Here is a 12,152-nt window from a genome sequence, read left to right on the forward strand (position 1 = left end):
CGGCCGCCCGGGGTGCTCAGTCGCTGGTGACCAGGCAGGCCGCGGCGCAGCGCGCCACGCGACGACAGGCCTCACGCAGGCGTTCGGCATCGACCGTCAGGCTCAGACGCACGAAGCCGGCCGCCGAGGGGCCGAAGGCCTCCCCCGACAGCACCGAGACGCCCTGCTCGTCGAGCAGGCGGTCGGCGAACGCCTGGGCGGAAAGGCCGGTGCGACGGATATCGATCATCATGAACATGCCGGCCGCGGGGCACAGCACGTCGAGCGTCTCGCTGTCGGCGAGCGCCGCCAGCACGGCATCGCGTCGCGCGCGATAGGTATCGCGCATGGTGGCGAGCTCCGCCGGCGGATTGGCCAGCGCCTCGCAGGCCGCGTCCTGGATGAAGTCGGGGCTGCCGTAGAGCATGCACAACGCCAGGTTGCTGAGATGGCCGATCAATGTCTCGGGACCGATCACCCAACCCAGCCGCCAGCCGGTCATGGCATGGGATTTCGACAGGCTGCCGATCACCGCGGTGCGCTCGGTCATGCCGGGTAGCGCATCGGGAGAGTGGTGCACCGCGTCGAAGGTCAGTTCGGCGTAGACCGCGTCGCACAGCAACCAGAGGTCGTGCTCCCGGCACAGCGCCGCCAGTGCCTGCCAGTGGGCGGCGCCGAGTACCTGGCCGGTGGGATTGTGCGGGCTGTTGAGCAGCATCGCCCGGGTGTGCGGCGTGATGGCCGCGGCGAACTCGGCCGGGTCCGGCTGGAAGGCGTTCGCAGCGCGCAGCGGCACGCGCACCAGGCGGGCGCCGGCGGCCTGCAGGGCCGCCTCGTAGGTGACGTACATCGGCTCCGGCACCAGTACCTCGTCACCCGGCTCGAGCACGCACTGCGCCACGGCATACAGGCCGCACTGGGCACCGGCCATGACCGCGACATTGGCCGGGGAGGTCGAAGCCGCACCGCCCTGGCGGCGATGGGTGTCGGCGATCAGCTCGCGCAGGCGCGGCTTGCCCTGGACGTCGGCGTAGTGGGTGGCGCCGCCGCGCAGGCTGTTCACGGCGCTCTCGATGATCGGTTCGGGCGTGGTGAAGTCGGGGTCGCCCACCGACAGCACGATCACGTCGTCGCCCCGCGACTGGCGCTCGAGCGCGCGGTAGTGGATGTTCCAGGCGGCGGCACCGTCACCGGCGATGCGTTCGGTCAATCGGGAATAGTGCATAGGGGCTCCTCGGGCTATCGCGTCGGGACGGCGCAGTGCGACCCGTCAGGGGCGGACGGAAGGTGTTTGCGTGCGTCCGTCACAGACTGGCCTCCACGGCGGGGAGCGCCGGTTCGCCGTCGCGGGTGGTGACGCCCTCGAGAAACGTGGCGAGTTGCTGGGGATGGGCTTTCAGCCATTCGTGGGCGACGGCCTCGAGGTCGCGTTGCTCGAGCCCGAACTGGCGGATGAACTCGCTCTGCTCGTCGGCGCTGAAGACGATCTGGTCGAGTAGCCGCACCAGATTGGGATTGGCCTCGCTGAACGGCTTGGCGACGATGGTGCGTACGTCGCTGCGTCCCTGATCGTCGCCGTAGACGCCGGCGGGGTCGTCGAGGATGTGCATGTCGAACTCGGGGACCATCCAGTGCGGCGTCCAGCCGTAGAAGGCGATCCAGCGATGGTCCTCGTAGGCGGCGCGGACTTCGCTGAGCATGCCGGGGGTGGAGGATTCCATCAGTTGCCAGTCCCCCAGGCCGTAGGTGTCGTCGTCCTTGGCCTGATGGATGAAGTCGCTGACCGTGGAGCCGGTCTCGATCGAGTAGTAGCGCGCGCCGAAGCGCTCGCGGTTGGCCGGCTCGTCGAGATCCTCGGCGCTGGTCACGCCGGCCGCGTAGACATAGCCGGGGACCGCGAAGCCCATCCGCGCGCCGTTGACGTTGTTGCCCAGATCGACGATGGCCCCGGCAGCCATGGCGGCATCGAAGCTCTGCTGCTGGGCGGGCAGCCAGCCGGCCAGGAAGACGTCGCTGTCGCCGGTCTGCAGGGTCTTGTAGCCGACCGTGCTGCTCAGTTCCTGGCGATCGACGCGATAGCCCAGCGGTGTCAGTAACTGGGCGACGATCTCGGTCTTGACGGTCACGCCGGGCCAGGGCGGGACGATGAAGCGGACGCTGTCGTCGCGGTCTGCGGCCCGTACCGAGGCGCTCAGTGCCAGTGTCGCCAGCAGGGGGAACGTCCAGTAAGCGTACGCTTTCATGTCATCTCCTCATCAGTATCGGTCAGGGGTCGTCTTCTCGTTGTCAGGCGGTTCGCCAGTCGTCGGCGTCGATCTCGATCAAGGTGGGTCGGTCGCACCGGCTGGCGAGGATCAGCGCCTCGCGCAGCGCGCCGGTCGAGCCGACGTGTCGGCCGTGGCAGCCGAAGGCCTCGGCCAGGCCGACGAAGTCCGGTGCCGGCAGGTCGACACCGAGCCGGGCCACGGCGTTGGCATCCATGTAGCGCCGGATCTCGCCGTAGCCCTGGTTGTTCCAGATCACCACGACCAGCGGCACGCCGGCGTCGCGTGCCGTGGCCAGTTCGCCGAGGGTGAACATCAGTCCGCCGTCGCCGACCAGGGCCACCACCGGCCGTTCGGGCACGCCCAACGCGGCCCCCAGCGCGGCGGGCAGGCCGTAGCCGAGGGTGCCGTAGCCGGTGGCGGCGTTGAACCAGCGCCGGGGCGCGGGCATCTCGACGAGAAAGTTGCCGGCGTAGACCGCGCCGGTGGAGTCGCCGACCAGCGTGGCCTCGGGCAGGGCGTCGCGCAGGGTGTCGAGCAGCCCGGCATAGGGGGCGACGTCGTCGGCCTCGCGCAGGGCCAGGGCCGCCCTGACGCGCGCGACCCGCTCGGCGCCCCCGCGCGTTGCCGTGGCGGGCAGGCGGACGAGCAGGTCGCGGGCCAGTTCGCCGACGTCGGCGAGCAGGGCGAGATCGGCGGCCTGGTTGCGGGCCAGTTGCTGGGGGTCGATGTCGACCCGGATCAACCGCCCGGTGAGCCGGAAGCCGCCGTCGAAGACCAGGTCGTAGTCGGTCTCGCCGAGTTCGGTGCCCAGCGCCAGGATCACGTCGGCGTCACGGGCCAGCTCGCGGCCCGCCGGCAGGCTGGCGCAGGCGCCGAGATCCAGCGGATGGGCGAGCCCCAGCACGCCCTTGGCGTTGATGGTGGTCAGCGCCGGGGCGTCGAGACGCTCGACCAGGGCGCGCACCGGTTCCGCGGCATCCGCGCACCCGCCGCCGAGCAGCACCAGCGGGCGCTCGGCGGCGGCCAGCCAGTCCGCCGCCCAGGCCAGCGCGGCATCCGGCGCGGCGGGCGGGAAGACGTCGGTGACGCCGGGGCGCGCGTCGTCGGGGGCCGGTTGGGTCATCACGTCGAGGGGGATCTCGATGTGTACCGGGCCGGGGCGGGCGCTGGCAAAGATCGCGAACGCGCGCGCCAGCACCTCGGGCAGGGCGTCGATCGCCTGCAGGGTGTGGCTGAACACGCTGACTCCGGCGAGGGTGCCACGCTGATCGGGCAACTCGTGCAGGCGCCCCTGGCCGCGGCCCAGGGTGTCGCGGCGGTTGACGCTGGAGATCACCAGCATGGGCACCGAATCGGCCAGGGCCTGGGCCATGGCGGTGGCGATGTTGGTCATCCCCGGGCCGCTGATGATGAAGCAGGCCGCCGGCCGCCCGGTGGCCCGGGCATAGCCGTCGGCCATGAATCCGGCGCCCTGTTCGTGACGCGGCGTGACGTGCCGCAGCCGGCTGCCCGCCAGGTCGCGATAGAGCTCCACGGTGTGTACCCCGGGGATGCCGAACACGGTGTCGATGCCATGGGCGTCGAGCAGGTCGATCAGGTAGCGCGAGCCACGGGTCATGGCGTTGCCTCGACGGTCTGTGTGGCGCCGAAGGGCGCGCGCGAGAAGATGCGCTCGACCATCGGCACGAAGGCTTCGAGCGGCCGGGTCGGGTAGTCGGGGTCGAAGGCGCACTGGTCCCATTCGTCGCAGAAGCGCACCGTGCGCGCGTAGGCCGGATGGTCGCGATAGGCCTCCCGGGCCAGCGGATCGAGACCGTAGAAGGCGCGGTAATGATACCCCTGAAACAGCTCGTGGTGGCGGATCATCCAGACGTTGAGCGGATCGACGTAGGGTTCGAGGATCGCCGCGGCGATCTCGGCATGGTTGGCTGGGGCCAGGTCGTCGCCGATGTCGTGGAGCAGGGCGCAGACCACGGTTTCCTCGTCGGCGCCGGCCTCCAGCGCGCGGGTGGCGGTCTGCAGGCAGTGGGTGTAACGATCCACGGGATAGCCGTGGGTGTCACCCTTTAGCCGCAGCAGGTGTTCGAGCACGCGCCGGCTGGCGTCGTTCTGGTAGACCTGGAAGTGCGCATCGATGATCGCCCAGTCATCGTGGGTGCTTTCGTCGAAGCGCTTGAAGCGTGCCTGACTCATGACGTGGCTCCCTGGCGGGTGACGGAGGCGTCGGGCGCGTGCCGGGCGCGCAGGACGCGGCGGCGGCTGGCGGTACTGTCGCGGTCGACGTAGCCCTGGCGGAGGTGTCGCACGCCGCCCTCGAGCTGGAAGGGGGTGCGGCCGTGGAGCAGGCGGTAGTTGTCCATGATCAGCATTTCGCCGGGGGCGAGCTTGAGGTGCACGGTCAGCGCCGGGTCGGTGATCAGGCGGTAGAAGTGCTGGCGGGCCGCGTAGTAACGCGTCAGCAGCTCGGGATCGTGGGCGGGGATACGCTCGGTGCGGTTGGAGTAGCGTACCCGGGCCAGGCGGCCGTCGCCGTCGAGTTCGATCAACGGGCCTTCGCTCTCGAGATCGGTGGTGGCGTCGGTATAGCGGAAGGTCGACGGCAATTCGGTGAGACACGCGAAGTGCTCGGGGGCTTCCTCGCGCAGGCGCAGCGCCGCCATGAAGCCGTCGACCAGGGTGCTGTCGCCGCCGTCCGCGGCGTTGCTCAGACAATGCAGCCAGATGTAGCCGGGGATCGGGTCGCGATAGGGATTGTCGGTATGCGGCTCGAGACCGCGCTGGGTCATGGTCAGGTCGTAGGCCTCGGCCACCGACTTGACGTCGGCGATACCGCCCCAGTTGGTGCGGCGCAGCGGCCCGATGCGATCGATCAGGGGCTGCATGCCATCCTCGCTGACCGGTACCCCGGCGACCTTGACGAAGCCATGACGTTCGAGGTCCTCGAGCATGGCCAGCAGCGCGGCGTCGTCGTCGAGCGCGGCCGCGAAGTCGGCACCGGGCAGCGACTCGAGCGTGGCGTCCCACAGTGCCAGCCCGTCGGCGACGCTGGCCGGGGGCGGCGCGTCGGCGAACAAGGTATCGAGGCTGAAGCGGGTGTGGTGACCGTCACTGAAGTGCAGCTCGAGGGCCGCGGCGTCGATGTGCGCCGCGGTCACGGCGATGTCGAGCGGCAGCAGGGCGGCCTCGATCAGGCGCTGGCCGGTCTGCGGGTCCAGGGTGGCCGCATCCGGGGCCCGTTCGCGCAGCCACAGGGCGGCGAAGTCCCGTTCGCGGCCCGCCGCGCCAAGCGTCAGGCGGCGGCCGTCGTCCTTGATGACGACATCGGCGGATGGGGGCATGGACGATTCTCTCTCCACGGCTGACTGAATGGGGCGCCGGGGCGCCAGCGCTATCTACCCTAGGGGCTGGCGGTGAGCAGGGTTTGCAATTAGTCGCCATATATTTGACTATTTTGGCCATGAGCGATGTCACGCCACGGGATTGGCCCTACCCGCGACCCCATCAACCGCCGGTTCCCCGCCCCGGCGAAGCCGCGCACACGGTGAGTGTCTGGCTGGTCCCCCGGTTCTCGATGCTGACGCTGTTCTGCCTGCTGGAGCCCTTGCGCGTCGCCAATCGCTTCGGGCGTGAACTCTTCGCCTGGCAGCTGCTCTCGGCGGATGGCGGGGCGGTCGTCGCCAGCAACGGCGTGCGCATCGACGTCGACGCCGCGCTGGGCGAGGCGGACGTCGGCGAACTGCTGATGGTGATCTCCTCCTACGAGGCGGAAGCCGAGGTGACTGCCGCGGACCATGCCGCCTTGCGGCAGGCGGCGGCCCACGGCGCGCGGGTCGGCGGGCTGGACACGGCGCCCTTCATCCTCGCCCGCGCCGGGCTTCTGGAGGCGCAGCGGGTGGCCCTGCACTGGGAGAGCGTGCCGGCGTTTCGCGAGGAGTTTCCGCACATCGCGCTCAGCGAGGCGCGCTTCGAGTTCGCCGGGCGGCGCTTGACCGGCTCCGGCGGTGCGGCGGGGATCGACATGATGCTGCAATGGATCGAGCACGATTACGGCCCGGCGCTGGCGAGTGCCGTGGCGCGCCAGCTGGTGCACCAGCGGGTCAGCGAGGACGAGACCTGGAACGCCGGGTCGGCGCGCACCCTCGACAACCTGCCGCGTCCGGTGGTGCGCGCCCTGGCGATCATGGAGGCGCATCTCGATCAGGCGCTGCCGATTCCCGAGGTCTGTCGGCTGGCCGGGCAGTCGCAGCGGCAGCTGACCCGGCTGTTCACCGAGGCCTTCGGCGAGACCCCCAAGCAGTGCTATCTGGGCATGCGCCTCGATCAGGCCCGGCGGATTCTCGCCGACAGCCGCTGCCGGGTGACCGAAGCGGCACTGGCCAGCGGTTTCATGCAGCTGGCGCACTTCTCGCGGGCCTATCAGGCGCGTTTCGGCGAACCGCCGAGCCGGACCGCCGAGCGAGGTTCGGCCTGATGGCGGTTCAGGAGGCGGGAGCTTAGGCGTCGCGCGCCGCCACGCGGCGCTGGCGTTCGGCACGCCTGAGCATGCGCAGCCGCGAGCGCACCTCGTCGCGCTCCAGATAGCAACCCTGCAGCCAGCGGTGCCCGGAGCGGCCCTCGAAGGCGTCCCGGGCGTGCAGCAGGCGCCGATTGTCGAAGATCACCAGATCCCCCGGACGATAGGTGAAGCGCATGGCGAAGTGCGGTTCACGGAGCATCCGCTGCAGGGTCATCAGCGCCTCGTAGGCGGGTTCCACCGCCTCGAACGGCGCCATCAAGGGCCCGCGCAGGAAGTCGGCGATGCGCACCTCCACCAGCCGGCCGGCGGCGTCGAGCTGGATCATCGGCGCGTGCCAGACATGGTCGGTGGTGCGCGCGGTATTGGCATAGCACCAGGTCACCGTGGTCAACGTCTCGAAGGCGCGCGGGTCGCGGTCGCGCAGCGCATCGGCGACGGCGAAGCCGTCCATCATCACCGCCTGGCCGCCCTCGACGCTGTTTTCCAGGCAGTGCAGCAACTGCAGCCCCGGCTGGTATTCGCGGGTGGGCAGGTCGACGTGGGGCGGCAGGGCGATCGAGGTATAGGCGTTGGAGTCCGGCTCGGGCTTGGCGCGGACGTCGAACAGGCTGCCGAAGTTGGTCGGCCTTACCGGACCGATGCGCTCGGCGATGCGCGCCAGGGTGCCCGGCTCGGTGGGCAGGTTGCGCAGCCGTACCAGGCCATGGCCGAGCACCGCTGTGAGGGCCGCGTCGAGCAGTGCCCGGGCGTCGCGATCGTCCGGGTCGCGCGCCAGCCAGTCGCCGGCATCGAGACTCTGCGGCACGGCGTGGGTCTCGCCGGTCCAGCGGATGACCGGCACCAGCGGGGCGTCGAATTGCCGGGCGTTGGAATAGTCGTGAGCGCGCAGCCAGCCCGGATGGAAGCGCAGCGTGCGGTCCTCGGGGGCGAAGGTCACGTTGAGGGCGCCGGCGTCATCCAGCCAGGCCGCCGCGACGCTCGGCCAGGCGGCGAGACGCGACAGATCGAGGATGCGCTCGCGGGTCGCCGGATTGACGGTGCTGTCGTCGGCGGCATTCTCGCGCAGCCAGATACCGTGGTAACGGCTGCGGCGGCCGTCGGCCCAGACCAGGGTGACCTGACCGGCGGTGTGCTCGACCCGCTCGGGCATCACCTCGATGGGCCAGGCATCGTAATCCGGCGTGATCGGTAGCGGCGGGGTATCGGTGGGCATCTCGGCATCCTCGGCATCGGTGAATGATGGCTTCGAGGATGCCGCGACGAGGATACCGGACATTCACACGACACGACACTCGCTTGACGCGAGTCGTCGTGTCAGTCGGCCGCGCCGTGTCGCGACTCGCGGGGGCTCTCGCCGTAGTGCTGGCGATAGGCCCGTGAGAAGCTGGAAGCCGAGTTGAAACCACAGGCCAGGCCGATGCCGAGAATCTCGTGGTCGGTTTCCTGGAGCAGCTGGCGGGCCCGCGCCAGGCGCAGGTGCCGGTAGTGGTCGCGGGGGCGGACGCCGAGCTCCTGCTCGAAGTGGCGCTGCAGCTGACGCAGCGAGATGCCGACGCGCTCGGCGATGGTCTGGATGGCCAGCGGGGTCTCGAGGTGGCGTTCCATCAGCGCGACCGCCGCGATCAGCGCCGACTTGTGGCTGCCCAGCCGCTGGACCAGCGCCATGCGCTGGCTCTGCCGGGGCGTTCGCCCCTGGTCGTGGATCAGCTGTTCGGTCACCGCCGTGGCCAGTGCGGGGCCGTGGCGCCGGGCGATCAGGTCCAGCGACATGTCCATGGCGGCCGCGCCGCCGGCGCAGGAAAACCCCGTCTCGGCGATTTCATAGCGCGACTCCACCGCCTCGATGGCCGGAAAGCGTTCGCGAAACGCCGGCAGGCTTTCCCAGTGCAGGGTGACCCGATGGCCTTCGAGCAAGCCGGCGCGGGCGAGGATCACGCTGCCGGTATCGATGCCGCCGAGCACGCAGCCCTCGCCGGCCAGGCGGTGCAGCCAGCGGATCGTGCGGCGGTGCAGGGCGGCCTCGGGGTCGAAGCTGCTGCAGACGGCCAGCGTCGGCAGGCGCGGGGCGCTGTCCAGGGAGGCATCGGCGAGCAGGGTCATGCCGTTGCTGGCGGTCACCGGTTCGCCGTCCTGGCTGATGACGTGCCAGACGAACAGCTCGCGGCCGGCGATGCGGTTGGCGATTCGCAACGGCTCGACGGCCGAAAAGAAGGCCATCATCGCGAAGCGTGGCAGCAGCAGAAAGCCGATGGGTTCCGGCAGGGGGGCGGTATAGGTCAGGCGCATGGCGGTCCCGGCACGGCATCAAGAGTTCGCAAGTCGACAGGAGGCATCGGTCGGCGTCAAGTGGCTCCCGCGATGACGCCGGCCCGGCGCACGGCGCCGGGCTGTCAGGGCAGGTCGTGATGAGGGTCGTCGCTGCCGTTCAGCGGACCGAGTGGTCATGCCTCGTCGATTTCCATGCCGCCGGGCGTCGTGGGCCCATGGGCCCGGCCCCCCGCGGCCACCCTGTCGGCGAGCCAGTCGATCGGGCGGCCTTCCCGCCGGCCCGTCTCGATCATTTCGTGAAGCACCTCGTGGCGGATACGGCGCTGATAATCCCGCAGCTGGGGGTCGGCCAGCAGTTCGGAGGCCGTGATGCCGAACGTTTTGGCCAGACCCAGCACGTGCCGGTGGCCGATCTGCTTGATCACACCTCGCTCCCAGTAGGCGACCGTCACGTCGGAAACCTCGAGGCGCCGCGCCAGCCCGCTCTTGGTCAGGCCGGCCCGGAGCCGCTGGTCTTGAATTCTCTGGCCCAGGGTCGAGTCGGGGGACAGAGATCCGGTGTCGTTTTTCGGGTCCGTCATGAGCGTGTTCCTGCGTCGGTGGCAATCGGGAGGATCCCAGCTCCGATTCTTGCGCCTGCGAGCCGTCGCGTCTGCTGTATGGCGCGACTTGTCACGATGTTTTGCGTTTTACATCGCGACTCCAGGCGGTGCCGAGTACGGGTTCGGGGGCGGTATGGTGGCCGCGAGGGGCGGGGGTAGAGGCGTCACCCGGCAGCGTGGCAAAAAGTCGCTCGTCCCGCTGGTCAGTGGCGGCCGAGTTGACGTATCGTTGCCCCGGACCGTCATGGTCGGCGCTCGGTGAGCGGAGGCGTTCGGTCACGGTCCGCCTTTTTTACCGATCCGCGTTACCTCCCGTCATCGAGCAGCGTTGCCTCGGTCGCCTCGACCGGCGACAAGACGCGGTATCAGCAAGGGGAAACGATGAGGCGAATACTCTGCACCTGGATCCTGGGGCTCCTGCTGGCGATGCCGGCACTGGCGCAAGCGGTCACCGAACGGGAGGCGGTCTGGGTGCTGGTCGATCATGCGAGTTCGACGCTGACCATCTACCGTGGCGACCGCGAACTCGAGCGTTTTCATCCCATCTCGGTCGGCCGGCGGGGGGTGGCCAGCCAGCGGTTGCGCGGCGACATGACCACGCCGTCGGGGGAATTCCATATCACGCGCATCAATCGAGACAGTCACTTTCACATCTTTCTCGGTCTCGATTACCCCAACCTCGCTCAGGCGCGCCAGGCCCAGGAAGACGGCACCTTCAGCGACAGCGATTTCGCTCGTTACCTGAGCTATTACCGGCGTCATGGACGCCCGCCCCAGGACACCATTCTCGGCGGCAGCATCGGTATCCATGGTCTGGGCGAGGCCGATCCCGAGCTGCATCGGCGCTTCAACTGGACCCAGGGCTGCGTGGCGGTGACCAATCGCCAGATCGACCGCTTGACCCAATTGGTGCGACTTGGCACCAAGGTCATCATCCGCTAATTTCTAGGGTGGAAGTGATGCCAATTAACTTGCATCATAGACGGGGTTTCACGGACGACGACAAGGTCGCCTTGAATGCCTGCCAAGCAGGAATCCAAACCAAAGCACCAAGGAATGTTGTTAAAGGAGAACATGATGGCTAACAGCTTCAGCAACGCTCTCAAGCTTTCCGCTATCGGCGCGGCCATGCTGGTGATGGCTGGCTGTGCTTCACAAGGCGGCGAACAGCAAGGCAAGTGGGATCAAATGGATTCTGACGTATCAGAAGCCCGTAGCATGGCCAGCGAAGCGCTCAACACGGCCAACAAGGCCGAGCGTGACGCGCAGTCTGCTCTGCAGATGGCCCGTGAAAACCGGCAGGCAATGGATCGCATGTTCCAGAAATCCATGCAGAAGTAATGAGGTCGTGAACCCTCGCCCCGGTGGGGCGAGGGCCGCGCTCATGAGGGCCCTGCTTCCGGCAGGGCCTTTTGCATTTCGTCCCACCAGTACGGGCCGGCGATCTGGTAGACCTGACCGTACAGGGAATCGCTGCCGGCGAGGCGATCCGGGGCGGGCGAGTCGGCCACGAACCGCAGGGCCACCGGCATGCCGCTCGGTGCCTCGACCTCGCGGCGCAACGCCTTGTAGTCGACCGGGTAAGTACGGTCGCGAACCGCCGTCGAGACTGCATCGAGCGCTTCGGTGACGCGCTGGATGGGCGTCTCGCGGGTCTCCTCCAGGCCCGGATAGGACTGGATGTAGAGCACGCCGTCCGACCAGCCCAGCTTGAGGATATCGTTGATCAGGCGTACCGGGGTGCCCTCGGGCACGCGGGGAAAGAACTGGGCGATGTCCTCGGGCAGCATGCGGATGCAGCCATGGGTCACCCGCATGCCCACGCCCTCGGGCTTGTTGGTGCCGTGGATCAGGTAGCCGGGAATCCCCAGGCGCATCTTGAAGGCACCCAGCGGGTTGTCCGGCCCGGGCGGAACCGCCTTGGGCAGGGGATCGCCGTTCTCGGCATGTTCACGGATGATCGAGTCGGGCGGATACCAGTAGGGGTTCTCGATCTTGTCGATGACCCGGGTGGTCCCCAGCGGTGTCTTCCAGTCCATGCGGCCGACGCTGATCGGGTAGGTTTCCACCTGCCGCGGCTCGCCCTGCCTGGCGGGCGGGTAGTAGTACAGGCGCATCTCGGCGACGTTGACGACGATCCCTTCCCGCGGCCCCGGCGGCAACACGAAGCGGGTGGGCACCACGACCTCGCTGCCTGCTCCCGGTAGCCACATGTTGAGCTCGGGATTGGCGCGATGCATCTCCTCGTAACCGACGCCGAAGCGATGGCCGATCGCGATCAGGGTATCCTGCTGCCGGGCCGTCACCGTCTGAATCCGGCCGATCACGTCGCCGTTCTCGGGGAGTCGATAATGCCCGGTGGGCGGGGTCTCGGCCTCGTCGGGGGGCGCTTCGGCGTGAAGTGCGGGAGAGAGCCCGAAGGCGAGCAGGGCGACCAGACGCAGGGCGCGCTGTGTGGATAAGGCAATCGGCATGGATGTGGGACCTGTGTGAAATGCCGTGGGGCGGGGCTGGCGACAA

General features: G+C 68.9%; 12 protein-coding genes. 3 read left to right on the forward strand and 9 right to left on the reverse strand.

What is annotated here, in order from left to right:
* Positions 1–16 precede the first annotated feature (16 nt).
* The 5 genes from KGR00_RS04700 to KGR00_RS04720 all read right to left on the reverse strand — a co-directional run bounded on the left by KGR00_RS04700 (position 17) and on the right by KGR00_RS04720 (position 5,584).
* Positions 17–1,204, reverse strand: a complete 1,188-nt coding sequence (locus KGR00_RS04700) for a pyridoxal phosphate-dependent aminotransferase (protein ID WP_224417461.1) — start codon at positions 1,202–1,204, stop codon at positions 17–19.
* A 79-nt stretch (positions 1,205–1,283) separates the two neighbouring features.
* Entirely contained in the window at positions 1,284–2,222 is a 939-nt protein-coding gene (locus KGR00_RS04705; RefSeq protein ID WP_224417460.1) for an ABC transporter substrate-binding protein, read from the reverse strand.
* 43 nt (positions 2,223–2,265) lie between these two features.
* Positions 2,266–3,864 (reverse strand): 5-guanidino-2-oxopentanoate decarboxylase, encoded by a 1,599-nt coding sequence (locus KGR00_RS04710; protein ID WP_224417459.1) that lies wholly within the window; start codon positions 3,862–3,864, stop codon positions 2,266–2,268.
* On the reverse strand, positions 3,861–4,439 hold the full coding sequence (locus KGR00_RS04715) for an HD domain-containing protein (protein ID WP_129140124.1): 579 nt from the start codon (positions 4,437–4,439) through the stop codon (positions 3,861–3,863). The genes KGR00_RS04710 and KGR00_RS04715 overlap by 4 nt, the downstream gene beginning before the upstream one ends.
* A complete protein-coding gene (locus KGR00_RS04720) occupies positions 4,436–5,584 on the reverse strand; it encodes a TauD/TfdA family dioxygenase (protein ID WP_129140123.1) in 1,149 nt (382 codons plus the stop codon). Before KGR00_RS04720 ends, KGR00_RS04715 begins: the two co-directional genes overlap by 4 nt.
* Before the next feature lie 119 nt (positions 5,585–5,703).
* Here KGR00_RS04720 and KGR00_RS04725 point away from each other — a divergent pair, with 119 nt between their 5' ends.
* Positions 5,704–6,717: a GlxA family transcriptional regulator gene (locus KGR00_RS04725; RefSeq protein ID WP_129140122.1), complete on the forward strand. Its 1,014-nt coding sequence runs from the start codon at positions 5,704–5,706 to the stop codon at positions 6,715–6,717.
* Positions 6,718–6,739: 22 nt separating this feature from the next.
* On the opposite strand, the gene KGR00_RS04730 is transcribed toward KGR00_RS04725, so the two are convergent.
* The 3 genes from KGR00_RS04730 to KGR00_RS04740 form a co-directional block, all read right to left on the reverse strand.
* Positions 6,740–7,975 (reverse strand): TauD/TfdA family dioxygenase, encoded by a 1,236-nt coding sequence (locus tag KGR00_RS04730; RefSeq protein ID WP_129140121.1) that lies wholly within the window; start codon positions 7,973–7,975, stop codon positions 6,740–6,742.
* A 101-nt stretch (positions 7,976–8,076) separates the two neighbouring features.
* A complete protein-coding gene (locus KGR00_RS04735) occupies positions 8,077–9,048 on the reverse strand; it encodes a GlxA family transcriptional regulator (RefSeq protein WP_224417458.1) in 972 nt (323 codons plus the stop codon).
* Between the two features lie 155 nt (positions 9,049–9,203).
* On the reverse strand, positions 9,204–9,611 hold the full coding sequence (locus KGR00_RS04740; protein WP_224417457.1) for a helix-turn-helix domain-containing protein: 408 nt from the start codon (positions 9,609–9,611) through the stop codon (positions 9,204–9,206).
* Between the two features lie 402 nt (positions 9,612–10,013).
* On the opposite strand from KGR00_RS04740, the gene KGR00_RS04745 reads away from it, so the two are divergent.
* The gene (locus KGR00_RS04745; RefSeq protein ID WP_224417456.1) at positions 10,014–10,574 is read left to right on the forward strand and encodes a L,D-transpeptidase; all 561 of its coding nucleotides are present in this window, start codon (positions 10,014–10,016) and stop codon (positions 10,572–10,574) included.
* A 75-nt stretch (positions 10,575–10,649) separates the two neighbouring features.
* A complete protein-coding gene (locus KGR00_RS04750; RefSeq protein WP_224417455.1) occupies positions 10,650–10,973 on the forward strand; it encodes an Lpp/OprI family alanine-zipper lipoprotein in 324 nt (107 codons plus the stop codon).
* A gap of 41 nt (positions 10,974–11,014) precedes the next feature.
* On the opposite strand, the gene KGR00_RS04755 is transcribed toward KGR00_RS04750, so the two are convergent.
* A complete protein-coding gene (locus tag KGR00_RS04755; protein ID WP_224417454.1) occupies positions 11,015–12,106 on the reverse strand; it encodes a L,D-transpeptidase family protein in 1,092 nt (363 codons plus the stop codon).
* Positions 12,107–12,152: the final 46 nt, after the last annotated feature.

It is taken from the genome of Modicisalibacter sp. MOD 31.J, from assembly GCF_020147985.1.
Classification (GTDB): Bacteria; Pseudomonadota; Gammaproteobacteria; order Pseudomonadales; family Halomonadaceae; genus Modicisalibacter; species Modicisalibacter coralii.

Excerpts from the sequence above, each read along its gene's own strand:
- KGR00_RS04720 (WP_129140123.1), bottom strand. The coding sequence starts at position 5,584 with ATGCCCCCATCCGCCGATGTCGTCATCAAGGACGACGGCCGCCGCCTG.
- KGR00_RS04740 (WP_224417457.1), bottom strand. The coding sequence starts at position 9,611 with ATGACGGACCCGAAAAACGACACCGGATCTCTGTCCCCCGACTCGACC.
- KGR00_RS04755 (WP_224417454.1), bottom strand. The coding sequence starts at position 12,106 with ATGCCGATTGCCTTATCCACACAGCGCGCCCTGCGTCTGGTCGCCCTG.
- KGR00_RS04715 (WP_129140124.1), bottom strand. The coding sequence starts at position 4,439 with ATGAGTCAGGCACGCTTCAAGCGCTTCGACGAAAGCACCCACGATGAC.
- KGR00_RS04745 (WP_224417456.1), top strand. The coding sequence starts at position 10,014 with ATGAGGCGAATACTCTGCACCTGGATCCTGGGGCTCCTGCTGGCGATG.
- KGR00_RS04700 (WP_224417461.1), bottom strand. The coding sequence starts at position 1,204 with ATGCACTATTCCCGATTGACCGAACGCATCGCCGGTGACGGTGCCGCC.
- KGR00_RS04710 (WP_224417459.1), bottom strand. The coding sequence starts at position 3,864 with ATGACCCGTGGCTCGCGCTACCTGATCGACCTGCTCGACGCCCATGGC.
- KGR00_RS04735 (WP_224417458.1), bottom strand. The coding sequence starts at position 9,048 with ATGCGCCTGACCTATACCGCCCCCCTGCCGGAACCCATCGGCTTTCTG.
- KGR00_RS04725 (WP_129140122.1), top strand. The coding sequence starts at position 5,704 with ATGAGCGATGTCACGCCACGGGATTGGCCCTACCCGCGACCCCATCAA.
- KGR00_RS04730 (WP_129140121.1), bottom strand. The coding sequence starts at position 7,975 with ATGCCCACCGATACCCCGCCGCTACCGATCACGCCGGATTACGATGCC.
- KGR00_RS04705 (WP_224417460.1), bottom strand. The coding sequence starts at position 2,222 with ATGAAAGCGTACGCTTACTGGACGTTCCCCCTGCTGGCGACACTGGCA.
- KGR00_RS04750 (WP_224417455.1), top strand. The coding sequence starts at position 10,650 with ATGCCTGCCAAGCAGGAATCCAAACCAAAGCACCAAGGAATGTTGTTA.